This is a genomic window from Mesorhizobium sp. M7A.F.Ca.US.010.02.1.1 (assembly GCF_004023085.1).
Classification (GTDB): Bacteria; Pseudomonadota; Alphaproteobacteria; order Rhizobiales; family Rhizobiaceae; genus Mesorhizobium.
This window is the reverse complement of sequence record NZ_RZRV01000014.1, coordinates 121695-147462: the sequence shown is the minus strand read 5'-3', so window position 1 is coordinate 147462 and position 25768 is coordinate 121695. Positions and strand designations below refer to the sequence as shown.

General features: G+C 63.8%; 16 protein-coding genes and 1 tRNA gene. 12 read left to right on the top strand and 5 right to left on the bottom strand.

What is annotated here, in order from left to right; genetic code table 11:
• The first annotated feature begins 202 nt into the window (after positions 1-202).
• Entirely contained in the window at positions 203-1639 is a 1437-nt protein-coding gene (locus EOA19_RS17460) for an amidase (protein ID WP_128304315.1), read from the top strand.
• A gap of 281 nt (positions 1640-1920) precedes the next feature.
• On the opposite strand, the gene EOA19_RS17455 is transcribed toward EOA19_RS17460, so the two are convergent.
• Together EOA19_RS17455 and EOA19_RS17450 are read right to left on the bottom strand one after the other, a co-directional pair.
• Complete coding sequence (locus EOA19_RS17455) at positions 1921-3165, bottom strand: Xaa-Pro peptidase family protein (RefSeq protein WP_128304314.1); 1245 nt, start codon at positions 3163-3165, stop codon at positions 1921-1923.
• A 67-nt stretch (positions 3166-3232) separates the two neighbouring features.
• Positions 3233-3799, bottom strand: coding sequence for an invasion associated locus B family protein (locus EOA19_RS17450; protein WP_245273202.1), 567 nt, complete (start codon positions 3797-3799; stop codon positions 3233-3235).
• A 257-nt stretch (positions 3800-4056) separates the two neighbouring features.
• Here EOA19_RS17450 and EOA19_RS17445 point away from each other — a divergent pair, with 257 nt between their 5' ends.
• From EOA19_RS17445 to EOA19_RS17420, 6 genes are all read left to right on the top strand, one after another.
• A complete protein-coding gene (locus EOA19_RS17445; protein WP_206638050.1) occupies positions 4057-16401 on the top strand; it encodes an inverse autotransporter beta domain-containing protein in 12345 nt (4114 codons plus the stop codon).
• 216 nt (positions 16402-16617) lie between these two features.
• Positions 16618-17118 (top strand): tail fiber protein, encoded by a 501-nt coding sequence (locus tag EOA19_RS17440; protein WP_127297636.1) that lies wholly within the window; start codon positions 16618-16620, stop codon positions 17116-17118.
• A gap of 12 nt (positions 17119-17130) precedes the next feature.
• Positions 17131-17637, top strand: a complete 507-nt coding sequence (locus EOA19_RS17435) for a tail fiber protein (protein ID WP_128304313.1) — start codon at positions 17131-17133, stop codon at positions 17635-17637.
• 10 nt (positions 17638-17647) lie between these two features.
• Positions 17648-18172 (top strand): tail fiber protein, encoded by a 525-nt coding sequence (locus tag EOA19_RS17430; RefSeq protein ID WP_128304312.1) that lies wholly within the window; start codon positions 17648-17650, stop codon positions 18170-18172.
• Positions 18173-18201: 29 nt separating this feature from the next.
• Entirely contained in the window at positions 18202-19518 is a 1317-nt protein-coding gene (locus EOA19_RS17425; protein WP_128304311.1) for a hypothetical protein, read from the top strand.
• A 3-nt stretch (positions 19519-19521) separates the two neighbouring features.
• Complete coding sequence (locus EOA19_RS17420; protein ID WP_023810882.1) at positions 19522-20115, top strand: GNAT family N-acetyltransferase; 594 nt, start codon at positions 19522-19524, stop codon at positions 20113-20115.
• A 106-nt stretch (positions 20116-20221) separates the two neighbouring features.
• Here the strand turns inward: EOA19_RS17420 and EOA19_RS17415 are convergent, their stop codons facing one another.
• Positions 20222-20587, bottom strand: coding sequence for a hypothetical protein (locus tag EOA19_RS17415; RefSeq protein ID WP_245273203.1), 366 nt, complete (start codon positions 20585-20587; stop codon positions 20222-20224).
• A gap of 266 nt (positions 20588-20853) precedes the next feature.
• Here EOA19_RS17415 and EOA19_RS17410 point away from each other — a divergent pair, with 266 nt between their 5' ends.
• The gene (locus tag EOA19_RS17410) at positions 20854-21645 is read left to right on the top strand and encodes a SapC family protein (RefSeq protein WP_128304310.1); all 792 of its coding nucleotides are present in this window, start codon (positions 20854-20856) and stop codon (positions 21643-21645) included.
• 61 nt (positions 21646-21706) lie between these two features.
• Here EOA19_RS17410 and EOA19_RS17405 read toward each other — a convergent pair whose 3' ends face one another.
• Positions 21707-22270 carry a type 1 glutamine amidotransferase domain-containing protein gene (locus EOA19_RS17405; protein ID WP_023810885.1) on the bottom strand — a complete coding sequence of 188 codons (564 nt, stop codon included), beginning with the start codon at positions 22268-22270 and terminating at the stop codon, positions 21707-21709.
• Positions 22271-22446: 176 nt separating this feature from the next.
• Positions 22447-22521 (bottom strand) — tRNA-Gly (locus tag EOA19_RS17400).
• A 230-nt stretch (positions 22522-22751) separates the two neighbouring features.
• Between EOA19_RS17400 and EOA19_RS17395 the strand changes: the two genes are divergently transcribed.
• From EOA19_RS17395 to EOA19_RS17380, 4 genes are all read left to right on the top strand, one after another.
• A complete protein-coding gene (locus EOA19_RS17395) occupies positions 22752-23249 on the top strand; it encodes a prolyl-tRNA synthetase associated domain-containing protein (RefSeq protein WP_128304309.1) in 498 nt (165 codons plus the stop codon).
• Positions 23250-23333: 84 nt separating this feature from the next.
• The gene (trxA, locus tag EOA19_RS17390; RefSeq protein ID WP_127297739.1) at positions 23334-24335 is read left to right on the top strand and encodes a thioredoxin; all 1002 of its coding nucleotides are present in this window, start codon (positions 23334-23336) and stop codon (positions 24333-24335) included.
• A 103-nt stretch (positions 24336-24438) separates the two neighbouring features.
• Positions 24439-25110 carry an LON peptidase substrate-binding domain-containing protein gene (locus EOA19_RS17385; protein WP_023810888.1) on the top strand — a complete coding sequence of 224 codons (672 nt, stop codon included), beginning with the start codon at positions 24439-24441 and terminating at the stop codon, positions 25108-25110.
• A 197-nt stretch (positions 25111-25307) separates the two neighbouring features.
• The gene (locus tag EOA19_RS17380) at positions 25308-25550 is read left to right on the top strand and encodes a Trm112 family protein (RefSeq protein WP_127261272.1); all 243 of its coding nucleotides are present in this window, start codon (positions 25308-25310) and stop codon (positions 25548-25550) included.
• The last annotated feature ends 218 nt before the right edge of the window (positions 25551-25768 follow it).

The following is a 25768-nucleotide window of genomic DNA, read 5'->3' as shown; positions in this document are numbered from 1 at the left end:
GTGTTAAACGCCTGTGATTTGCCGAGTTCAGCGCCTACAGAATCCCCCTCCACCTTGTGGGGAGGGGTTAGGGGTGGGGGTATTCGTAGGGCGAAAAGCTAGGTTTCTTGAGTGCCTTGGTCCCTCTCGACAGAGGGTGCCGGGAGGCGGCGCCAAACGTTGGCAAGATCAACGAACGACGTTGAAAAATTGGGAGAGAGACATGGTCACCGAAAGTCTGCTGAAAACCTATGCCGAGTCCGACGCGCTCGACCTGGCCGGACTGGTGCACAGCGGCCAGGTTTCACCGGCGGAACTGGTGGAGGCAGCGATCACGCTGGTCGAGCGGCTCAACCCGGCGCTCAATGCGGTCATCCATCGCCTCTACGACATGGCGCGGGCGCAGGCCGAAACGGTCGACACATCAGCGCCCTTCGCCGGTGTGCCGTTCCTGCTCAAGGAGCTGGCCTCGTCCTGGACCGGGGCGCCGAACACCAATTCTTCTTTCTACCTCAGGGATGTCGTTGCCGATTTCGACACCGAGGTCGTTCGCCGCATGAAGGCGGCCGGGCTGGTGCTGGTCGGCAAGTCGAACGCGCCGGAAAATGGCTGGTCGATCACCACCGAGCCGAAACTCTACGGTGTGACCAAGAACCCGTGGAAGGAAGGCATCACGCCCGGCGGCTCGAGCGGCGGCGCTGCCGCGGCCATCGCGTCGCGCATGGTGCCGATCGCCGAGGCCAGCGATGGCGCCGGCTCGATCCGCATCCCGGCCTCCTGCTGCGGCATTGTGGGCTTAAAACCGTCGCGCGGACGTGTCAGCCTCGCGCCGTTCGGCGACTATTGGTACGGCGGCGCCTATTTTCTCTGCTGCTCGCGCACCGTGCGCGACACCGCGGCCTATCTCGATGCGGTTGCCGGCGCGCTGCCCGGCGATCCCTACACGCCGCCGGTTCCAGATGGCAGCTGGCTCAGCCTCTCGGCGCGAGCGCCAAAGAAGCTGCGCATCGGCTTTTCCGTCACGCCGCCCAACGGCACGGCGATCGATGCGGAGGTGAAGGCGGCGGTGCTGGCGACCGTGGCGGCACTCGAGCGCCTCGGCCACCACGTCGAAGAGCATGACATGCCGCTCGACGCCAATGCTGTGTGGAAGACCTACACCAACATGACCTGCGTGCAGACGGCGGCGACGTTCGACTACCTTGAGACGGTGGTGGGGCGGCCGGTGACGCCAGGCGATGTCGAGGCGGTGACTTGGGCAATCATCGAGCGCGGCCGCTCGACCAGCGGCATCAGGCACATCTCCGATGTCGAGCAACTCAGGCAGGTCGGCCGCGACATCGTCGGCGACCTCGGCGCCTACGATCTCTTCATCACCCCGACCCTGACGCAGCTGCCGCGCCCGCTCGGCTATTACGACATGTCGGAAACCGACATCGACCGCTACAACGCCAAATGGGCGGACTCGGTGTTTGCCTTCCCCTTCAACATCTCCGGCCAGCCGGCGATCTCGCTGCCGCTCGGCTGGTCGAAAGGCGGCGTGCCGATCGGCGTGCAGCTCGTCGGCCGCTACGGCGACGAGGCAACGGTGCTGGCCGCGTCGGCGCAGTTGGAGCAGGAGATGCCGTGGAAGGGGCGGCGGCCGCCGGTGAGTGGGTAGGTGCTGGGCACCGCGTGCGGCTTCGAGATTGGCCAAATCCGCCCATCGCTTCGTCATCCACGGGCGGAGCAAGGAGCGCAGCGACGCAGCGCAGACCCGAGGATCCATGCCGCGACTTCAAAGCGTCGCTACGATGAAGAGTTCTGCTCCGCTGCATTCCTCGGCCAAGGTCACGGCATGGATCCTCGGGTCTCCGCGACGGAGCTTCGCTCCTGCTCCGCCCGTGGATGACGAAGGTGGGGAGGCTTCGGCCAATCTCCAGCGTGCAGACTCAAAGCCGGCTATCCAATCCTCTCCAACCGTCTCGGCAGACGATTCATGGCAACAGGCCCGTCCGGTGTGATCAGGAACTGGTCCTCGAGATTGAAGCTGGCGAGGCGGTCTATGTAGAGTGGGATTTCGAAGGCCAGCACCATGCCGGCTTCGATCACGACATCGCTGTCGGCCGCAATGAACGGCCATTGCTCTGAGAAGACCGACTGGCCGACGCCATGGCCGAAATGGCCGCGGCGGTAGGTACGCAGCCCTTGCCGCGCCAGGCTGTCGGTGGCCACGCGATGCACTTGGGCGAGCGTGGTTCCCGGAACAAGGGATGCCAGCCCGTCGTCAAAGGTCCGCTCGGCGATCGCGTGCAGTTCGGCCTGCTCGGCGGATGGCGGCCCGAAGGTGAAGTTGCGCGACATGTCGGAGGCGTAGCCGCCGACCGTGCAGACCATGTCGCACTTCAGCGGATCGCCCGGCATGGCTTTCGCATCGGTGCTTTTGAGCCGGGCGCCGAGCGTCACATATTCGGCTGTGGCGACCGGATGGGACAGGCCGGCCGCGGCCGTGGCGACGCCTTGCCGATAGAGGGCAATGAGATCGGCCTGACGCATGCCGGCCATGGCATCGACCTGCAGCCGCTCCAGCCCGGCCTCCGACAGGATGATGCCTTGCTGCAGCAGATCGATCTCGCGCGGCGACTTGACGGCCCGCAGCCTGTCCAGCACGGTCGAGCCGTCGACCATCGTGCAGCCCGGCAGCAGCGCCTGCATGGCGGAGAAATCAGCGGCGGGAACAAAATCGAGATCGACGCCGATCGTTGCGCGCTCGAGCCCGAAGCCGGTCAGGATCTGCTTCAGCTCATGGACGGAATTGGCCAACTCGAATGTAGCGGGCCGGGTAATGGCAGGCGTCCAGCCGGACGAGCCAAAGCCGGCCACTATGCGCCGCGCCAGCCCTTGCGCTGGCCTCGAGGCGTCAAACGTGGCGAATTCGATCCAGATCGGGTGGCTGCGGATGACGGCGTCGGGCAGAGCCAGTTGCAACTGTCCCGCATTGAAATCCGCCACCACCACGCCGATCGGCAGGCCTTGGCGGGCCGGGATGACGACGAAGCCGGCGCCGGCGCGCCGGAACAGTCCCGCCGGGCCGATCGAGGCGCCGGTCGCATAGTGGAAGGCCTCGGGTGCGCACAGCACCAGCGCCGCGATGCCCGCGCGCTTCATCAGTTGCGCCGCGCGCCTGCGATCGACAAAGCCTGTCATGATTTCCCCACTGTTCGAAGCGGCAACGAAGCACTCCGCGCATCGACAATCAAGCCGCTGACAGCAGCTACTTGATCGATTCCAGCTTGGCGACGGCGGCCGTGAAGCCAGCCAGCGACACCGGGATGGTGACCGGCTTGCGGGTGACCGATTCCATGCCGATGTTCAGATTGGTGCCGGACTTCATTGCCTTGATGAGATCGGCCGACAGCGGCGTGGCGGCATAAGCGCCGTTCTGGTCGCTGGTCTGGATGGCAATCGTCGTCTTCTGGCCCTGGTCGATCTGGAAGGAGGCGCCGGACGGCAGGAACAGGCCGTGTGGCAGGGCAAGCAGCATGGCGAGGCTGCCATTGCCGTTGTCGCGGCGCACGGTCACGGTCAGCACGCGCTGCCCGGTCTTGGCCTCGGTCAGGTTCTGCGAAACCTGGCACTGAAGCTCGCTGGTCGCCGAACCGCTGGAGCAGTTCACTGCCCATGGATTGGCATCGGCCGGTTTTGCATTGCTTTCAGCCGGCTTTGGCTGGGCCGGCTTGGCATCTTCGGCAAGGGCTGGGCCGGCGGCCAGACCAAGCCACAGGGCGGTCAGCCCCGCGGCCACGCCAAGTAAATTAGACTTCGCTAAAGTAGCTGTCATGTTATTTTGCCGGACGTCTTGCATGTTTCCTCACCGCGCCCGGTATTCTCCCGAGCACGGCTTGATACAACACCCGCGACTGTTTCGAAAGCTCGACCGGAGGCAAGAAAGCCGGCGAAATTACTGTGACCTTTCGGATACAGCGAACAATTTTACAGGGAGCTTTCAGAAATCGGAGCGCCCGAGACTCGCTATACAATAGAATTCGATTAAGGATTTACACGGGGCGCGTGTAGTCCCCGAAGGACTCGCCAGGGATGGGAACTACCGAGACTTCTCGGCAAGTTGGTGAGATAGCGGCGCGTGGGGAGGATTTCCACGCTCGCGCCGGCTATCGCCGTTCGCGAATCGCCAGGCATCTCTGGAAGACGACGGCGCTGACGACGCTGGCGCTCGGCCTTTCCGGTCTGGCGGCCCATGCCGATCCGAACGGCCTGTGGCAGCCGCAGATCCGCGCTATCATCGGCGCCGACAACAATGGCGGCAACGCCGCGCTCGAAGGTTTCATCCCGCTCAAGCAGACGGCCGAATCCGTGCTGTTCCTGGATGTCCGGGCCAAGCACGATTTCAAGGATGGTTTCGGCCAGGATGTCGGCCTCGGCATTCGCCGCATCGTCAACCCGGACCTGATGATCGGCGGCTACGCCTACCTCAACATCGAGAACTACAACTCCACCCAGTTCACCGCCGCCACGCTGGGCGCCGAGGCGATCACGCCTCATTTCGATGCGCATGTGAACGTCTATCTGCCGATCAAGGGCGATTCAACGGATCACTCGGCCAGCTCGACCCTGTCGATGGTCAGCAACCAGCTGATCGAGCAGATCTCGGTCATCGACCACCGCGACTACGCGGCGTGGGGCATCGAGGGCGAGATCGGTGCGCAGGTGCCGGTCGCCCTGCCCGACAAGCATTCGCTGCGGCTCGACATCGGCGGCTATCATTTCGAGGATCCGCATGGCGACGACGGCAGCGTCACCGGCGCCAAGGCCGGGTTCGAGTATACGATCGGCGATGTCTTCGGCAGCAACACGGAACTGGTCTTCGCCGGCGAGGTCCGCAACGACAATCGCGACGACACCCAGTTCGCCGGCAGTGTGCGGCTGAACATCCCGTTCAATCCTGGCAGCGGCTCGGACAATGCAGACGGGACCGATAGCGGGGCGGAGCCGGTCTATCCGGTCAGCGAAGGCCTTCGCAAGCGCGTCAACGAACGGGTGCGTGGCGACATCGGCGTCCGCGTCCAGTCGCAGACGCTGACCGGCGGCACGACCACGCGCATCGCCATCAACGCCGCCACCAGTGCCGCCTTCGGCAAGTTCTATTTCGCCGACGGCGGCCTCGCCGGCGCCGGCACGCTGGCCGACCCGACGACGCTGGACGACGCCGTGACCAAGTCGGGTGCGAACGGCTTTGTCGTCGCGCTTGGCGGCAACGGCAATCTGACGACCGGCGGCGTGACGCTCGCCAATGGCCAGACCGTCATCGGCGGCGGCGAAAGCGTCACCGCCAGGCTGTTCGGTGGCGGCACCAGCACCTTCAACCTGGGCGGCAGCGACGGCACGATCCAGGGCACCAACGTCGTCAACCCCGTCATCACGCTGGGCAACGGCAACACGCTCAACGGCATCACCATCACGGGCGGCGCCAACGGCATTTTGGGCAACAACATCACCGGCGCGACGCTGACCAATGTGACGGTCACCGGTGCGGGCGGCAACGGCGCCGACTTCACGGGCAGCTCGACCGGCATCACCGGCTCCAACTTCACCGCCACCGGCAACGGCCTCGACGGTCTGCACATCGACGGCGACGGCACCTACAATTTCACCGGCACGACGCTGCTGCAGGGCAATCTCGACGACGGTCTCGATATCACCGGCAAGGGCACCTACACCTTCGCCACCGTCAATGCGCAGGACAATACCGACCGCGGCATCACCGTGCAGGGCACCTCGACCGGCGGGACGTTCACCACCACCGGCGGCACAATATCGGGCAATGGCGGCACCGCCGTCTTCATCGATCCGATCACCGCTCATGTGGTGCTGGACTCGATCAGCCAGAGCGGCGGCACGTCGGGTGTCGTGCTCGAGAATGTCGCGGGCAGCTTCACGGTCAACGGTGCGACGACGATCTCCAACACGACCGGACCAGCGATCGCCATTTCGGATTCGCCGGCGACGATCCGCTTCGGCGACATCAGCATCACCAACCCCGGCGCCGACGGCATCTCGTTTGCCGGCGTCAATGCGGCGGTGGTCGCCGGCAACATCGTCATCTCCGGACTGGGTGTCGGCACCGGCCTCGACTTCTCCGGATCCAGGACCAATTTCACCGCGCAGTCGCTCAACATCACCGGCACCGGTGCTGCCGGCTCGATCGGCATCGACCTGACCTCACCGAGTGTTGGCGGGGCGGTCATCACCATCACCGATGGCGGCGTCATCACCAATGTCGATACCGGCGTGCGGCTGGGCATAGCCGGCACGCCGGGGGCCACGGCCAACGCCGAATTTACCTTCGGCGGCGATTCCAGCTCCATCTCCGGCATCACCGCCTCGCTCGATGCGCGCGGGCTCAATGAGGGCAGCGGCCACTACGCCTTCGGCACGACACAGTTTACCGGCCTGCAACTTTACGATCTGCGCAACTATATCTTCGTCGCGGCCGGGGCTTCGGGCGGCGGCACGTCGATCACCGACCTCGCCTCGATCGATTATGCCGACAGCATTACCGCCAGCGACGCCATCATTGTGCTGGTCAACCGCGGGACAATCGACGACGCCACCGGCTTCTCGCTGAGCGACGGACAGGAACTGGCCTCGTTCGGCAACGGCCGCGAGTTCTCGCTCGGCGGGGTGCCGTTGAATGTCACCGGCACCAACGTCCATCATGACGAATCCATCTCGGATTCCGCGGGCGCGGCAACGCTGACCAGTTCCGGCGGCGGCGATGTCGTGACGCTGGGCAACGGCAACACGTTGCTCGATTTCAATATTTCCGGTGGCGCCGCCGCCGGCATACACGGCCTGGGCGTCAATGGCCTGACCGTCCAAGGCGTGACGGTCAGCAATGTCGCTACCGGCCTGTTCCTCGATGGAGTGACCGGTACGGTCTCGGTCGACGACCTGACCGTCCAGACCGCATCTCAAACCGGCATCGCGCTTGTTGGTTCGAGCGCGACCGTCAATTTCACCGGCAACACCAAGATCACCAACGCCACCAGTGCCGCGCTGTCCACCAACAATTTCGACGGCATCGCCACCTTCGACGATCTCGACATCACCGGCGGCGGCGTAGGCATAGGCATCGTCGGCGGTTCCAGCGGAACCTTGACCTTCGGGGTCGGGAGTTCCATCGCCAACACGAGCAGCAACGCCTTCTCCATCAGCAACTCGACGCCCAATGTCACCTACAACGGCACCATCAACCAGACCGCTGCTACCAGCGCGGTGACGATCTCCGGCATGAGCGGCGGCAGCGCCACGTTCGGCGGAGCGATCACCGCCAGCACCGCCACCGCCTTCGCGATCAACCTGAGTGGCAACACCGGCGGCACAATCAAATTCACCGGCGGGCTGGATCTGACCACGACGATCGGCACCGGCTTCAGCGCCACCGGGGGCGGCACGATCACAGTCGCGGCCGCAGGCACGGAGCGGATCACCACCGGCACCGGCCACGCGATCTATCTCGACGGCGTCACCATCGGCACCGGCGGCATGGCGTTCGACAGCATCACGACAGGCGTCGTGGCAGCCACAGCGCTCAATTTCAATGCCGTCTCGGGCGGCCAGTTCCTGGGTGGCAATGTCACTATCGGTGGCACCGGTGCCGGCATCAACGGCGTTGCAATCAACGCTTCGTCATCGACCTTCACCATCACCAATTTGGTGACGACCAATGTCGCGGGCACCGATGTCAGCCTGACCAACAACACGGGCTCGATCACGATCCTCGGTGGCACCATCACCAATTCGGGCGTTGGCGACGGTGTCGTCATTTCCGGTGGCAGCGCGACAATCGGTGTAGCAGCCAACATATTCAGCTCGGCAACCGCGCCAGGCACGGCGGTCAAGGTCGACGGCACCACCGGCGGCTCGGTGACCTTCAGCGGCAGCATCACCTCGACCGGCACCGGCAATCTTTTCGCGATCGGCTCGTCGCTGCCCCCGGTCGGCGGCGCGATCAGCTTCATCGGCTCGACGCTGTCTGCGACGGGCGGCGGTGGCGCCGTCGTCACCGGCCTTGCCGGCACCGCGACGCTGAACGTCACAGCTCCGCTGTCGATCACCGGCGCGACGGCTACTGGCCTGGCCGTCGCCAATGTCGCCAGCACCGCATCGGCGACCTTCGGGGCGGTGACCGTGTCGGGCGCCACGGGCAATGGCATCGACATCACCAACAATGCCGGCGCCGTCACCTTCGGCACCACCAGCGTGACGATGGGTTCGACCGTCGGTCCAGCCGGCATCAACTTCGCCCTGACCAATGCCGATGTCACATTTGGAACAACCAATGTGACGATGGGCTCCGGCGCCAACCAGACCGGCATCGACTTCAGCGGTTCGTCAACGACAGCCGATTTCGGCGTGACGACGATCACCGGCACCGACGACCTGACCTCGCGCGGCATCGACCTGTCGTCGACCATCGGCAACAAGACCATCACCTTCCTGCAGGGCTCCAGCATCTCGAAGGTCGGCGTCGGCGTCGAACTGTCGTCCGGCGGCACAACGGCGACGTCGGCCAACGCCAATTTCACCTTTGGCGACGGCAATGCGGGCGACGGGCTGGAATCCTTCATCAGCGCGGCCGCCGGCGGCTATACGGTCAACACGATCGGGCTCGATCCGACGCTCGGCAATTATGATTTCGATGACGTCGCCTTTACCGGCAACGCGCATCTGGCCAGCGCGGTCGGCGCGGTCGTCATGATTTCCCAGGGCGGTGGCGTGATCGCCGCCGGCACCAACGGGCTCAGCGCCGCGGTGACCACGGTCACGGCCGCCCAGGCCGATGCCATGACCGGCACACTGACCTTCGCCTTTGTCGGCACGGTCGATCTGAGCGCCACGCCGTTCACGCTCGATTCGGGCCAGTCGATCACCGGCTTCGGCAACGGCAGCTCGATCCTCACCTCCGGCACCATCCAGCCGATCAATGTCCAGGGCAATCTCGGCGCCACCGGCGGCAACGTCACCGGCAATGAGGGCGTGGTCAAGAGCACGGGCGGCGATACGTTGCAATTGCTCGGCAGCAACCATGTGCGCGACACCGCGTTCGACTTCAGCGGCGGCAGCGGCTCGGTCTTCCTTGTCGACCAAGGTACGATCGTCGACAATGCCGGCGGCATCTTCATCGAAGGCGTCACGATCACCAACGTCGCCGCGGGCCAGACCGCGTTCAAGGTCGTCGGCCTCGACAGCAATTTGTCGATCACAGACAACAACATCAACGTTGCCGGCACGCTGCTCGACGTCGATGGCGGCGCCGGCAACATCACGGTCACGCGCGGCACCTTGCCCAACAGCGGACCGGCTGGCACGCTGACCGGCGGCGGCATCTCGATCGCCAACCGCAGCGGTGGTACGGTCGATTTCACCGACAAGGTGACGGTCGGCGGCAATGGCGTCTCGCTGACAGGCAATGCCGGCTCAACGATCACCTTCGCCGATGTCGACATCACCACGAACGACGTGACAGCGTTCAGCGCCACCGGCGGCGGCACGGTCAATGTCGTGACCGGCACGATCAACGCCACCAACGCGCAGGCGGCGGCGCTCGACGGCATCACGGCCGGTATCAACTTCGCCTCGACAAGTGCCACATTCGCTTCCGGCAGCGGCGTCGACCTGCAGAACCTCAGCGGCACGGCAAGCTTCGGCACCGGTACGCTGACCAACACCGGTTCGGGCACGTCGTTCAATGTCGGCTCGGGGACCGCAGCCAGCGGCGGCAACGCGACGATTTCCTATGGCGGCACGATCGCCAGCAACGGCACGGGCGCCGCGGTGTCGATCCAGAGCATGACCGGCGGCTCGGTGACGCTGTCGGGCAATCTCACCGATACCAATGCGGCGGCCGGCGGCAACATCGTCGTTGCCGGCAACGACGCGGCCGCGATCACCTTCTCGGGCACCAGCAAGGTGATCAGCTCGGGCGCGACGGACGGCGTGAGCTTGGGCATCATTGGCAATTACGCTTCAGCCGTCCCGGCACTCAATACCAACAGCACGATCGACTTCACCAATGGTGGCCTTGCTATAACGACAATGACCGGGGCGGGCTTCGTCGCAATTGGCGATTTAGGCCCGGCTGGCGCAACCTCCACCATCATTACCGTCACCGGCGCCGGCAACGAGATCAATGCCGGCAGCGACGGACTTGTGGTGTATGGTGCCAATGTCGGCAGCGCCGGCATTACCTTCGACAGCATCTCGGCGGACTCCACGATCCCTGCTCTTCCCGGCGACCCCGGCGGTGCCGGCGTGACGCTGTTGGGCGCCAATCTCGTCGGGGATGTCAACATCGGCGGCCTGAGGGATACTGGATACACCGGCGCCTGGCTGTACGCCCTGAGTGGCACCGGGGAGGTCAACTTCACCGGCACGATCGATCTCGATGTCCAATATGCCGGGTTCGATATCGGCGGTCCCGAGGTTGGCACCGTCAACATCGCCAATGTCGCCGGATCCACCCTGACCATCGATGGCGGCCAGTTCGGCATCATACAGAGCTCGCAGGGCGGGACCGTCAACGTCGGCGTCAACGGCAGCGCCAGCATCACGAACACCACCGTCTCGGCTATCAGCCTCGGCGGCGGCAATGACCTGGCCTTCACCACGCTGACCTACAAAGGTTCGATCACGGTCGGTGCGGGATCGGTGATAAGCGCCAGCGGCGATGCGACCCGTCTGAACATGAGCGGTTCCGTCGTTTCCACCACGTCATCGACGGCCTTCGACTTCTTTGGCCATGCCGAAGGCATATACGATATTTCGAGCACCATCGATCACAGCGGTGGCGAGGGTGTCGCCATCGGCGGCTCGGCCAACGGCACGGTCACCTTCTCTAGTACGTCGAAGATATTCAACACCGGCGCCAACGATGCCATCGTCAAGGCACCGTCGTACGTGATGGACCCGCAGACCAAGGGCACGCTCAACTTCACCAATGGCGGCCTCGTCATCACCACCAGCAGCGGCGCCGGCTTCACCGCCAGCACCTTTGGCCCCGGCACGATCAGCGTCACCGGCGACGGCAACACCATCACCACCGGCACGGGCACGGCGCTGAAGCTTGGCGACGCGACGGCGGTCGTCGCCGGGGCGAAAGGCGCGACGGTCGGCGCCGGTGGTATCAAGTTCGATACGATTTCGGTCAATGGCGCGGCGACCGGCATATCGCTCAACAATGTCAGCGGCGGCACCCTCAATCTCGGCGCGGTCGACCTGCAGGGCGTCACCACGACCGGCGTCCAGGTCTCTGGCACGCTCGGCTCGACGCTGAATTTCGCCAGCCTGACCATCGGGCTCAATGCCGCCAATGCGGTCGGCCTCGACCTCAACGGCGCGGCGCTCGGCGCGAGCAACATCACCGCGGACGATTTTGATGTAGACGGCGGCGGCTTCGCCGGCACGATCGGAATCGACATGGCCGGCACCACCGGCACGGGCACCATCCAGCTCGGCGACACCGTCAACAACAATCCGGCCGGCCAGAAATCGACTATCGCCAATGTCGGCTATGGCGTGCAGTTCTCCAGCGCCACCAACGCCAGGCTGGTGTTCGGCGACGGCGCCGGCCCGGCCGAGTCGTCGATCGCAACCACCGGCGGCCACGTCATCCACACCACCGATAGTTTGCCGACCAATGGCGACTACAATTTCAACGACGTCAATTTCACCGGCGACGTTTCCAACCTGTCATCGATCAGCGTCTACTACGTCACCGAAGGCGGCACCGGCGACGGCAGCCTCGCCAATCCGGGCAGTTACGCGGGCGCACAGGCTTCCACGGCCAACGTCGTGGTGCTGATCGACAAGAACGTCAACGGCGCCCAGGAAACCATCGACCTGAGTGGCACCACGTTCAACCTCGATGACGGGCAGGTGCTGCTCGCCTTCAAGAGCGGCGACGCGGCGGTCGATGTTTCGCAGCTCGGTGTCGACACCAGCAGCGGCGCCTCCGCCGCGTTCCACTTCACCACGGTGCAGAACTCGCCGATCATTTCGGCGCCGGGGGGCATCGACACGCTGCGGCCGGTCCTGCAGAGCAACAACGCCACGCAGGTCATCAACCTGGCGACATCAGGCAGCGGCATCTTCACGGGCGGCATCCAGAACCTGATCGTCAGCAATCTCGGTTCCGGTGCGGGCGTTGCCGCCAACGCCACCGGCGCCTCCAGTTTCTTCGTCAGGAACAACACCATCGCCGCCGGCGGCAACGCGCTCGATTTCTCCACCACGGGAGCTCCGGCCAATACGCTTCTGCTGTCGATTGACGGCAACACGCTGCAATCGACCGGCTCCGGCCTCGCAGCGTCCTTCGCCGGTCAGAACATCAATGCAACCGACAACTCAATTGCGATCAGGTCGTTTGCCGGCAACAAGGTGACCGGCGGCGCCGGCAGTGGCGGCATCGCCTTCAACAATGTCCGCTTCGATTCCGACGGCGCCGGCGGCACGGTCAGTGCCGGCACGCTCGGCATCGGTAACCCAGGCGCTCGCGTCCAGGGCAATGGCCTCAGCTTCACCAACACCAGCGGTACCCTTGATCTGGGCACGCTCAGCCTTGCCAACAATGGCGGCACCGGTGTCATCGCCAACACCAAGACCACCAATTTCACGCTGAACAACAGCGGTGGCGTGGTCACCACCAACAACGGCGCGGCATTCGATCTCGATCCGCTGACCGTCAACATGACGTTTGCCACCGTCAGCGCCCTAGGCGGTACCAACGGCATCATCTTCGACGGTGTCGCCGGGACCTTCACCGTCACCGGCGGGACAAGCATCACCAACACGACGGGCTTCGGCATCGATGCCATCAACACCAACACTGGCACCTTCAACTTCAACACGGTGACGGTGAACAATGTCACCGTCCCCAACACAGGCGGCGGCATCCGAGTCCAGACCGGCACGCTCAACGTCACCGGTCTCGCCAACATCGACACGACCAGCGGCGTTGGTCTCTCGCAGGCCGGCGGCACAACCAGCTTCACCAATGGCGTCACCATCGACACCACCGCCGGCACCGGCATTCTCGCCACCGGCGGCACGATGGGCATCACCGCTACGGCTGCCGCCCAGACGGTGAACGCAACCGGCGGCACAGCGATCAATCTCTCCGGTGTCGCCGCCACCATCGCGCTCGATTCGACCTCGTCGGCCGGCGGCGTCAACAATGTCAGCCTGACCAATGTCAGCGGAGCGCTCAATCTCGGCACCGGCGCGCTCAGCGGGGCGACGGGCGCGTCGTTCAATGTCGTCGGCGGTACGGCTGCCGTGAGCTATTCGGGCACGGTCAACAATTCGGGCGCATTCAGTCCGGCGCTGAATGTCCAGAGCCGGCTTGCCGGCGCCGGCCTCGTCGCACTGAGCGGCAATCTGACGGCCAGCGGGCTGGGCGTATCGCTGAACAACAATGCAGGCGGCACGGTGACGGTGTCCGGCGCCTCGAACAGCTTTACCGGTGGGGGCACCGGCATATCGATCACCGCCAACACCGGCGGCACCTACAACATCAGCGGCGCCAGCTACGCCATCGGCATGAGCGGCGGCGGGCTTGGCGTCGATATTGCCGGCAACAGCGCCCCGGTGACGGTCAATTTCAACGGCGGCGGGCTGGCGATCGTGACCTCGGCAGGCGCCGGCTTCAATGCCACGGGCTCCGGCCCGGTCAGCGTCACCGGCGTGGGCAACTCCATCGCCACGGGCACCGGTGTGGCGATGAACCTGAGCGGCGTCACCGTCGCGGCCACCGGCATGAATTTTTCCTCGACCAGCAACGGCGCCGGCGGCAACAGCGCCGTCGTCCTCACCAACGTCATCGGGTCGGGGACGATCAATCTCGGCGCCGGCTCGCTGGTCGGCGGCAGCGCGGCAACCATCGCCGTCAGCGGCGGCACCGCCAACCTCAACTATACCGGCAATGTCAGTCAGTCGAACAATGCCACCCTGGTCAGCGTCGCGGGCGGCCACAGCGGCACGCTCAACTTCGCCACCGGCGCGCTGTCGGCGACGAACGGCACCGGCCTGCAGTTCGACAATGCGGACGGCATCTACAGTTTCGTCGGCACGACGACGCTGAATGGCGGCAATGCCAGCGTCGACATCCTCAACGGCTCGGGCGGCACGTTCAATTTCGGCACCGGCACCTCGATCATCAGCCCAAGCGGCACCGCGTTCAATGTCAATGGCGGCACCGCCACCGTCACCTATGCCGGCACGATCACGCAAGCCACCGCCGGCCAGCGCATGATCGTCGTCGCCGACACCGCCGGCGGTTCGGTGAATTTCACCACTGCCGTGGCGAACGGGCTCAACGACACCGGCGGCACCGGCATTGTGATCGACGGGGCGGCGGGCAGCGTCACCGTCAACAATGCCAGCCTGACGGGCACGGCCGGCATCACCATTCTCGGCGATTCGCTGAACAACGCGACCGGCACCTACACCTTCAACAATGTCGCCATCCAGACCGACGCGGGGGCTGCGAACCATGCCTTTGTCGTCGACGGCGACCAGGGCACGCCAGGCAATGACGACGTCAGCGCGGTCGTCAACCTGAACAATGTCGACATCACCAATCCTGGCGGCAATGTCGCCAACATCCGCGGCATGGCCGGCGGCTCGGTCAATTTCGACAGCGCCAGCACGATCACTCGCAGCGATGGCGGGCTGGGCATTGCCGTGCTCAGCAACGCCGGCGGCACGATCAACTTCGGCGGCGCGGTCAAGACGCTCTCGACCGGTGTTAATGCCGCCGTCATCCTGACCAGCAACCCCGGCGCGACCATCAGCTTCACCAATGGCGGGCTGATTATCAACACAACGAGCGGCGGCGGCTTCAGCGCCACGGGCGGAGGGACGGTGACGGTGCAGGGCACCGGCAACACGATCACCTCCGGCACAGGCACGGCGCTCAACGTCGTCAACACGACGATCGGTGCCAGCGGGCTGAATTTCCAGAGCATTTCGGCGAATGGCGGCACCAACGGCATCGTGCTCAACAATACGGGCTCGGCTGGATTGACCGTTACAGGCGTCGGCACCACCGCCGGCTCGGGCGGCACTATTCAGAACACAACCGGGCGCGGCGCCAGTTTCATCAGCGCGAGCAACATCACGTTGAAGAACATGAATTTCACCAATGCCGGCACCGACGATCTCGATGCCGACAATTCGGGGCTTTCGACCGGTGACAACCTCGCGACCAACGCGGCCATCCACCTTCAAAACGTCTCTACGGCGACGCTGGACCGGATCGCCATTTCGGGCGGCGCCGAGCAAGGCATCAACGGCAATACTGTTTCGAACTTCACGCTCAGCAACAGCAGCATATCGAATGCGGGCAATGGCGCGGACGAAGACGGCATCCATTTCTACAACATGTCCGGCACCAGCGCGGTCACCAGCACCACGATCACAGGCAGCGGCGACGACAACTTCCAGCTGCAGACCCAGTCCGGCACGCTCGCACTGACGATTTCAGGCGGCAGCTCGACCGGCGCCGTGCTTGGCAGCGGGTATCTGTTCGGCATCCGTGGAACGTCGAACGCCACGATCAACTTCTCGGGTGCCAATTCGAGCAACAACTTCAGCGGTGGAATCGTCGCCGATGCGTTCGACAGCTCCACGATGAACCTGAACGTCATCAACAGCACGTCGAGCAGCAACAACGATCAGCTGTCCGTCAGCGCCGGGGACAACAGCGATGTGAGCCTCGTCGCCACCGGCAACACGCTGAGCAGTACGGCCACGGGCGACTTCGTCGTGGTGAGCCTACTCGGCTCGGCGTTCGACAACGGCTTCACTTTTGACGCTCGAATTGAAAACAACACCATCACGGTCGCAAACGGGCTGACAGCTGATGGCATATCGGTAATCAATGCCGGCGGCGGCGCCATGCGGGTCGGGATCAAAAACAACACCATCGATTATGCCGGCTCGCAACGCGCCATCCTTGTCCAGACCGGACAGGACGGCGCCGGCAGCATCCTGGCCCAGATAACCGGCAACGCGATTGACATCAAACTGGATGGCGCCGGAAATGCAGTCGCTGGCATTCTCGTTCAGTCGGGCATCACGTCGCCGACGGGAGATGGTTCATCCATCGATTTGAACATAGGCGGCGCCGGCGCTCTGGCCAACACCTTCACGCATTCGCTTGGCGGCACCATGGCGGCCGGCGACATCCGGGTACGTCAACGCAACAACGGGACGATCAACCTTAGTGGCTATGCCGGGGCCCCCACGGATCTGGCCGCCGCCATCGCCTATCTGAACAGCCGCAATACAGTTGTTTCTGCATCAACTGCGACGGCCGACTCGACCGGATTTACCGGGCTCGCCACGCCGCCGTTCCCGTGATGACGACGCTGATGAGGTAGAAAGGCCACCACTCGGCCGGTTCAGTGCCGTGATCTTGGTGCGATGATCTACAGCCTTGGATGTGTACTGTCTTCCTGCGCCTCTCGTTATTTAAATACTGTCTATTATTTTATAAAGTACCTATTTTGTTAGAGAGCTAAGTAGACTTTTGTGTCGTTCCGTGTATTCTACTGATATCTTATGAGGGCGCGAGACATGGCCGAGCCATTTCTATCGGAAATCAGGATTATGTCATTTGTCTTCCCGCCCAAGGGTTGGGCACTCTGTAACGGGCAGCTTTTGCCAATCAACCAGAACCAGGCGTTATTCTCACTGCTCGGAACCACTTTCGGCGGTGACGGCCAGGTCAATTTCGCACTGCCCGATTATCGGGGACGTATCCCAATCCACGTCGGGAGCGGTCACACACTAGGCGAGCGCGGTGGCGAGCAAAGCCATACGCTGTCGATTTCCGAAATACCGACACACGTTCACGTTGCGCAGGCAAGCACAAACACCGGTAGTAGCCAGGATGGTGCGGGGAACGTTTTGGGGGTGGTTCCGGGGCGGCTTTATAGCGACTTCGCGAACGTGACGACGCTGAGCCCGAGCACAATTACCAGCATCGGCGGCAGTCAGGCGCATCTCAACATGCAGCCGTTCCTGACGCTGAGCTTCTGCATTGCCCTGCAGGGCATTTTCCCTTCGCCGAATTAAGGAGGCGCGACCATGGCACAGCCTTACGTTGGCGAGATACGCATGTTTGCCGGCAATTTTGCGCCGGCCGGCTGGATGTTCTGCGAGGGACAGCTTCTGCCGATCTCGGAGAACGAGACACTGTTCCAGCTGATTGGCACGACCTATGGCGGCGATGGCGAGAGCACTTTTGCGCTGCCCGACCTGCAAGGCCGTGTTCCGCTCCATCAGGGCAGCGGCTTCATCCTTGCGGAGACGGGAGGCATAGAGGAAGTCAATCTGACAATTTCCCAGATTCCGTCACACAGCCATCCGATGGTCGCGTCCCTGAACATTGGTCAAGATACCAGTCCCAGCGGGAAGGTCGTTGCACAGATTGGCGGTGGCGCCTTGCCATACATCCAGGACACGACCGATACCGACATGGCACAGCAGGCTGTAACAGCCGTTGGCGGCAGCCAGCCGCACAACAATTTCCAGCCGTATCTTTGCATCAGCTTTATCATTTCACTTTTCGGCATCTTTCCGTCGCCGACCTGAGAGGGACATCATGGCTGACCCGTTCGTCGCCGAAATCCGAATCTTCCCCTTTTATTTCGCGCCCAGGGGTTGGGCGTGGTGCGACGGGCAGTTGCTGCCGCTGTCGCAGAACACGGCATTGTTCTCGTTGCTGGGCACGACCTATGGCGGCAATGGCAAAAGCACTTTTGCCTTGCCCGACCTTCAGGGCCGCTCGCCGATGCACCCGGGGCAAGGACCAGGGCTTTCGCTGCACGATCTCGGCGAGACCGGCGGTACGGAAACGGTAAGCCTGCTCGAATCGGAGATTCCTAACCACACCCACGCAATGCGCGACCATGACATCGACCTGGGCGAACTCAATGCGCCGTCCTCGACGCGAAGCCTGGCCAAATCCACCAACGCAACAATCTATACCCCGGCGGCCAACCTGACGCAGATGAGCCCTCAAGCGCTCCCCCCTGCCGGCGGCGACCAGCCGCATAACAATATGCAGCCCTATCTCACCTGCTATTTCTGCATCGCGCTGCAAGGCGTCTTCCCGCCAAGAAGCTGAATTCCGAACTAAAAGGGCAGGACCGTACGATGGCCAAGAACGCAGAACCGAAGTCGAAGGCCCCCGCAGCGAAAGCCCCGGCGCCGAAAGCGGCTTCCAGGGCCAGTGTCCGCCCGGCGCCGTCCAGCCCTCCATCCATTTACCAGCACAAGCCGGCCGGCACGTCGTTTTTCGAACTGTCGCGGCTGATGGTGGTGGGGATCGATTCCGCCAAGGGGCAGTTGATCCAGAAGGCGCAGCTTTCGCCGAACGGGCCATGGCCTTCGGCCTGGTCGTTCATCGCGCCCGGCGCCTGGGTGATCATGACGGCGGGCCTCACCAAGGACGGCCGTGTCGCCGTGGTCGCGCAGCCATCGGGAACCACCAATCTGTCCTTCATCACCGAAGACGCCAACCAGATCGGCCCGGTCGAGAAATGGACCGCGCCGATGGGCATCGGCACGCCGCCCGGCGCCACCTCCTATCAGAAGCTTTCGATGGCGCGCGATGCCGACGGCCGCATCGAGGTCTTCGTCACTGACAATCAGGGCCGCATCTGGTGGATCTACCAGAATCCGGACCAGATCGTGCAGGTGCAGAAAACCATCACGCCGCCGGGCACGACGACACCGATCGTCGTCACCGTCGACGTGCTGACGCCGCCGGCCAAACCGTGGAGCGACTGGATCCAGATCCCCGGCGGGCTGGTGACGGTTTCGGCGATACGCCAGGGCGACGGCCGCATCGCCCTGTTCGGCATCAATTCGAACCTGCATCTCTATCGCTGCCAGCAGGCGAAGGCGCAGGCCCTGAAGGCCGCCGACTGGACGGGTTGGGTGCAGATCGACACGACCCAGACAGGTGGCTTCATCGAGATGGCGCCGGTCGTCGGCCCGCTGGGCGCCACCAATCTGTTCGCCCTGACCCAGAACGGCCAGGTGCTGCACACGCGCCAGATGCCCGCCGGATCGGATACGTGGACGCAGTGGGCGACACCCGGCTACTCCAGGGCGCCCAACCTTGCGCTTGCCGCCGGCATCCAGGGCGACGGCGATATCGTGCTGGTCGCCGCCGACCAGCAGCACTTCCTCCAATTCAACGCGCAATGGGATGCCTATACCCAGAACTGGTCGGGATGGCGCGATTTCGGCGCATCCCTTCGCTCGACGCGCCTGACGCTCAACTACAATGCCGACGGCCGGCTCGCTTTGTTCAGCCTGGCGCTCATGCCGGACGGCACCAACGGCCTGTGGACGATCAACCAGATGGGCATCGACAGTTCCGAATGGGAGTATAACTGGACGTCGCTGACCGACAACAATCTCAAGCAGATCGTCGTCGTGCGCGACCTGACGCCGCCGGTCTGACGGTTGATTTACGCCAGCGTGGCGCAAGCGAAGCAGGCCCGTCCGGTCTGGCCCCGGTCTGACACGGCCGGGCTCGGCTTCCGCGCTGCGACGGAAGCGGATTTGCCGTTCCTGTCGCGGCTCTATGCCTCGACCCGCTTCGAAGAACTCGCAGTGACGTCGTGGAGCGAGGCGCAGAAGGCCGAATTCCTCGGCATGCAGTTCCAGGCCCAGCATGCGCATTACCGAAAACACTATCCCGAGGCCGACTGGCTGGTGGTGGAACGCGATAGCGAAGACATCGGCCGCCTCTATGTCGAGCGCTGGCCAAGCCAGCACCGCATCATCGACATTGCCTTCCTGCCGCATCATCGCCGCAAGGGCTACGGCACCGCACTGCTCTGTGACCTCATCGACGAGGCATGGTTAGCCGGCAAATCAGCATCGATCCATGTCGAGAAGCACAATCCGGCGAGACGGCTTTATGCCGCGCTGGGCTTCGCGGTCGTCGAGGACAAGGGCGTTTATGACCTGATGGACTGTGCGCCGGGGGCGGCGGGGCTGGTATGTGACGGCGAGCATCGCAAGCGGCGGCTCTCACCAGCTTCGTCATCCTAGGGCGGAGCAAGGAGCGGAGCGACGCGGCGCAGACCCTAGGATGACGAACGAAGAGGAGAGGCTTCAGCTAATTTCGAAGCGATCAGACCCTCCCTGCGTCAAGCCTCTAGTTGAACACCGCCTCGTACAGCCGCCCGGCCGCATCGGCGGCGACCGGCACGATGAAGATCTCGTGGCTGCCGCTTTCCCCCGTGAAAAGATAGGTCGCCTGCGGCAGCGCGATATCGCGCGGGCCTTTGAACAGCAGCGAGAAACCGCCACCCGGGCGCGGGCTGGCGGCGATGGGCTTGACCGCGCTCAGTTCGAGCGGGATCTGCCGGCCCCCGGCTTCGACGGTGAAGGTTTGTCCCTGCTCGAAATCCGACACCGACGCCATTCCGTTTCCCTCAATCTGTCCGCTGGAGCGGTTCAGCGTCCGGATCGCTGATCCGGCTTTTGTTTCTTCGCAATTGCCAAGGGAAAACCGCTCCACACTTTTCCTGGAATTTGCTCCAGCGGAGGCACTGTCGCCGCTTCGCCGCAAGCTGTCCAGAGGCGGGCAGGCCGGCGGTCGTGTTCCCCAAGACAATCGACCGCCGCATCCCAAAATACAGCACCGCCTGTCCTTTTATGCGCGCAAGAGACGCTGTAGTACTTTGTTCCTGCGCGGGATTCCTTTCGACCCAAGAGCAGCGCAAACAAGCATAGATCCCGGCTTCGGGACCATTGGCAGCCTGATGGGCGTGCGGGAGACGGATGATGGCGGATGCAAAGACGAACGTGACGGGCGATGCGTTGCCGCTGTTCTATTCGAGGCCCGAGGCGCTCAATCCGGCGCGGCACGGCTCGCTTGGCCTGACCGCGCGCAGCGACTTCGGCTTCGCCCGCTCCGCGCACGCCATTCCGGTGGTCGCGTCGGAAATGCCGGCGGCGATGCGATCCTACCCGATCGTCTTTATCGGCCCGGCCAAGTCGCCAGTGATCATCACCGGCGTGCGCCAGAACGAGAACCTGTTCGTCGATGCCGACGGCAAATGGACCGCGCCGCACTACATCCCCGCCTATGTCCGCCGCTATCCCTTCGTCCTGGCCGAAGACCCGACATCGGCCGGCCGGCTGACGCTGTGCGTCGAACGGGCCAGCGACCGGGTCGTCGACCAGTTGCCGGCGCCGTCCCGCGATGACAAGATCCTGCCGTTCTTCACCGGCAACGAGCCGACCGAAGCGACCAAACAGGCGCTCGCCTTCTGCAACCAGTTCCAGATCGACTTCAGAGCCACCCGCGAGATGGTCGAAAAGATCGATGCACACAGCCTGTTTTCACCGCGCCAGAGCAAGGTGACGCTGGAAGGCGGCGAGGTGCTCAACCTCACCGATTTCCAGGTGATCGACGAGCCGGCCTTCAACAGATTGAGCGACGAGGCGTTTCTCGACCTGCGCAAATCAGGCGCGCTCGGCCTGCTCTATTGCCACCTCGCCTCGACCAACAGCTGGACCTCGCTGGTGCATCAGGCGTCGCTGCGGAAGGCGGATGGGGCGAAGAGCGCCTGAGGAAAACGGTGCGGTTTTCTCGGCGTAACCTTCCACTCGATGCGTCCGGGCGGACAGCCGGCTAGGCAGCAACCCTTCTGTCGTGCCGCCCTTCGCTGATCTCCTCGGCGAGCTTGTCGCAGAACGCCTCGAGATCGCCGGGGTTGCGGCTGGTGACAAGTCCCTGGTCGGTAACGACCTTGCTGTCCTCCCACAGACCGCCGGCGTTGATCACATCGGTCTTGATCGATTTGTAAGATGTGACCCGGCGACCCCTTACGATGCCGGTCTCGATGAGAAGCCAGGGCGCATGGCAGATCGCGCCGACGACCTTCTTGGCCGACCAGAACGATTCGATGAAGCCCAGGGCCTTTCGCTCGACACGCAGCAGATCGGGATTGATGACCCCGCCGGGCAGGACGATCGCGTCATAGGCGTCCGCTCGCGCCTCATCCAAAGTCTTGTCGACGGGAACTTCTCGGCCCCAGTCCTTGAGATCCCAGCCTCTGATCTTGCCGCTTGCGAGCGACACGACATCGACCTTGGCGCCCGCCTCGCGCAGCTTCTTCAGCGGCACCTCAAGTTCGGATTGCTCGAACCCGTTCGTCGCCAGGATAGCGACGTGCTTGCCGGAAATGTCCTGCATGGCTTTCTCCATCGTTGCGTTGATGGAGCGCTAACGAGGCGAGGCGGGAACCGTTCCTCGCTGTAATTTTATGTGACTCCTGGGGAATTCCGCCGAAACTCTTAGCCAGGCAAGCCCAAAAACGAAAAAGCCGCGGAGTTCCGCGGCTTTTCGATGCTTAGTCCCCTAGAGGAAACTGGAGCGGGTGAAGCGATTCGAACGCTCGACCCCAACCTTGGCAAGGTTGTGCTCTACCCCTGAGCTACACCCGCTCGCACGGCGTCTTGGCCGCAAGCCGGGCCTATATGGCTGAAGAGCGCGGCGATTGCAACAGGGAAATCGCAGGCTTTTTGTGACACGCCGCGCCGGGCCGGCAAGCCGCCGGCGGGCGGCGGGGCGCCAGCGCGAAGGGCGGTGCCGCTCCCCATGATGTCGCATGACGGTCTTGTGTCGGCTGCCCCATTGGCCGTAAACGGCTGGCTTGAGAAACGGAACGAAACCGATGCCGAAGACCGAAGCCGATTTGATGGCCTTTCTCGCTGAACTCGGGATTGCCGCCTCGACGAAGCGCCATCCGCCGCTCTACACGGTCGCGGATTCGCAGGCGTTGCGCGGCGAAATCGCCGGCTCGCACACGAAGAACCTGTTCCTGAAGGACAAGAAGGATAATTTCTTCCTGGTCACCGTCGGCGAGGACGCGGTCGTCGACCTGAAGCAGATCCACCAGGTGATCGGCGCCGCCAGCCGGGTCTCCTTCGGCAAGCCGGAGATGCTGATGGAGCTGCTCGGCGTCACACCGGGCGCCGTGACGGTCTTTGGCGTCATCAACGACACGGCAAACAGGGTCAAGCTCGTGCTCGACAAGGATTTGATGGAGCATGCGGTGATCAATGGGCATCCGCTGACCAATGAGGCGACGACATCGATCGCGGCGCGGGACCTGATCAGATTCGTCGAGGCAACCGGGCACGATGCTGCTATCTTGAAAGTCTCCGTGTGATCGCCACATGGATGGCTTGAGTCAGATGGTCTGAAGCATAGGGCGCCTGGCCGCCGGCCGGCGGCGCCACGGAAGGGTAAAGAGATGAGCGACAACAATCCGTTCGGCGGCTCCTTTGGCGGTAATGGCGGCCAGTACACCACCTCGGTGCAGTATGGTGGAGCGGCGCCGGCGCCGGCGAAAGTCGCGCTTGGCGATGCGCCCGCCGCTCCCGCCGATGTGATCAAGGACACGACGACGGCTGCCTTTGCCGCCGATGTCATCCAGGAATCGCGCCGCCAGCCGGTGCTGGTCGATTTCTGGGCGCCCTGGTGCGGGCCTTGCAAGCAGCTGACGCCGCAGTTGGAGAAGGCGGTCAAGGCCGCCGGCGGCAGGGTCAAGCTGGTCAAGATGAACATCGACGACCATCCCTCGATCGCCGGCCAGCTCGGCATCCAGTCTATCCCGGCGGTCATCGCCTTCAAGGACGGCCAGCCGGTCGATGGCTTCATGGGCGCCATCCCGGAGAGCCAGATCAACGAATTCATCACCAAGGTCGGCGGCAAGGGCAATGGCGCGCCGCCGGTGGCGGAAGCCCTGGCCGCGGCGACCGAAGCGCGCGAGGCCGGCGACATGCAGACCGCGGCCGACATTTATGACGCCATCCTGGCGCAGGCGCCGGAGACGATCGAGGCGATCGCCGGACTGGGCGAACTGTTGTTCGACGCCGGCGACACGGAAGGCGCCGAGGCGCTTTTGGCAACAGCCCCGGAGGCCAAGAAGGATGCGCCGCCGCTGGCAGCCCTGCGCGCCAGGATGGCGGTTGCGGCGCAAGCGGCGGCTCTCGGCAATCCAGCCGAGTTCGAGCGCCGGCTGGCGGAAAATCCTGGGGATCATCAGGCGCGCTTCGATCTGGCCATGATCCAGAACGCCAACGGCGACCGCACTGCGGCCGCAGACAATCTGCTGGCCATCATCAAGGCCGACCGAAGCTGGAACGAGGATGGCGCCAGGACGCAATTGCTGCAGCTGTTCGAGGCATGGGGCATGACCGACGAGGCAACGCTTGCCGCGCGCCGCAAATTGTCGGCATTGCTGTTTTCCTGAGCCGTTTGCCGGTTGTTTTGCCGCACGGGCTTGGCGTCGGCCATGACTGCGCCAGATTAGAACTGCCATGACGCGCTTCTGGTGAAGCGATCGGAGGAATATGGTGCAAGCGGGAAACGCGCATTACCGGCTCGCCAAGGATTTGCCGTCGACGATCCCGATCTTTCCGCTCGAGGGTGCGCTTTTGCTGCCGGGAGGCCGCATGCCGCTCAACATCTTCGAGCCGCGCTATCTGCAGATGGTGGACGAGGCGATTGCCGGCTCGCGGCTCATCGGCGTCATCCAGCCCAGTCTCGACGGCGCCTTGCGCGGCGATGGCGAGCCGGAGCTCTGCAATGTCGGTTGCGCCGGGCGCATCATCGCCTTTTCCGAGAGTGGCGACGGCCGCTACCTGATTTCGCTGCAGGGCGTGTGCCGGTTCCGCATCGCCCACGAATTGACGGTCAAGACGCCGTTTCGCCAGTGCAAGCCCGCGCCTTTCCTTGCCGATCTCGACGAGGATCAGGCGGACAACGAGATCGACCGGCCATCGCTGCTCAAGGCGTTTCGCGCCTATCTGCAGGCCAACGATTTGGAGGCCGACTGGGAAAGCGTCAGTCGCGCCGAAAATGCCATGCTGGTCAATGCGCTGTCGATGATGGCGCCCTACGGGCCGGCCGAGAAACAGGCGCTGCTCGAAGCAGCCGACCTGAAGACCCGGGCGGAGACGCTGATCGCCATCACCGAAATGGCGCTGGCGCGCGAGAATGAGGACTTTGGCTCGAGTTTGCAGTAAGATGTGTCGATATTCAGGTGAGACCGGCCTGCAAGTGGCGGCTTCCTGCGCTTCCCCGTTCTACCGCGTTGCGGTAGAACTGAGCTCACGTACGAAAAGTACGCTCCGCTCCGGTTCTCAGTATCAGCCATTTTCGACTCGGCCTGACCTGAATCTCGGCACATCTTAGGCCCGCAACTGGCTGGGAAGAGAATCTTATGGCGGCGGACGGACGTGACGAGAGGAAGGTCGACCCCAAGCTGCTGGAGCTGCTGGCCTGCCCGCTGACCAAGGGGCCGCTGGCCTGGGATCCAGAGCGCGGCGAACTGATTTCCAGGGTCGCCAAGATTGCCTATCCGGTGCGTGACGGCATCCCGATCATGCTGCCCTCCGAGGCGCGGACGCTTTCGGTGGAGGACGTGCTCGCCCCGCCGCCGCCACGCTTGGGTGGGCCGGGCTGAGTTCTTGTACCACAGGCTGGTGAGGTGGGCGGGACAGCACCCCCCTCTGGCCTACCGGCCATCTCCCCCTCAAGCAAGGGGGGAGATTGGATGTAGTCTCGGCTTTCGCTAATCTCCACGGTTGCTGGAATGTGCGAAAGCGCCAAAGCTGCCAATCTCCCTCCTTGCGGGGGAGATGTCCGGCAGGACAGAGGGGGGTGCTGTCCCGCTGCCATCGA